The organism is Paenalcaligenes sp. Me52, from assembly GCF_050487965.1.
Lineage (GTDB): Bacteria > Pseudomonadota > Gammaproteobacteria > Burkholderiales > Burkholderiaceae_B > Paenalcaligenes.
On sequence record NZ_JBKQFO010000040.1, the window covers coordinates 1 to 605 of the forward strand.

At 49.8% G+C, this 605-nt stretch carries 1 protein-coding gene; it reads right to left on the bottom strand.

Translation table 11 applies throughout. The annotated features are described in order from the left end of the window. Positions 1 to 605 (bottom strand): molybdopterin dinucleotide binding domain-containing protein (locus tag ACLO87_RS16855; protein ID WP_430224354.1); only part of this gene is annotated, 605 nt, incomplete at both ends.

Below are 605 nucleotides of genomic sequence, written 5' to 3' on the forward strand. Positions count from 1 at the left end.
TATTCACACAGCCGCCATGGTCGATTTTATCGCCAGACATATTGGCCTCGTGCCAGGCTCCCTGGCCCATAGCACTAACTCCAGGGAGAATGCGTGGTGTCACTTTGGCTGGTAGCCGAACTTCGCCACGATGGTTATACACCCGCACCATATCGCCGTTGGCAATCCCACGTTTATGTGCGTCTATAGGGTTGATCCACACCTCCTGACGGCAGGCAGCCTTCAGGACATCAATGTTGCCGTAGGTCGAGTGAGTACGGGATTTGTAATGGAAACCAAACAGTTGCAGTGGAAAGGTACTACGTTCAGGGGAGTCCCAGCCTTCAAAGGTTGAGGCATAAACCGGCAGTGGGCTTATCACTTCATCTTTTTCCAGTTCCCAGGTACGGGCAATTTCCGCCAGCTTGCTGGAATAAATTTCAATCTTACCGGAAGGCGTTTTAAGTGGATTTGCCTCGGGGTCGTCACGAAATGCTTTGTAGGCGACAAAATGACCATTGGGATCTTTACGCTTATAGATACCCATTTTTTTCAGTTCGTCGTAAGACGGTAACGCCGGATCTTTGGCAAGCATTTTGGCGTACAGATGTTGTAACCATTGTTCC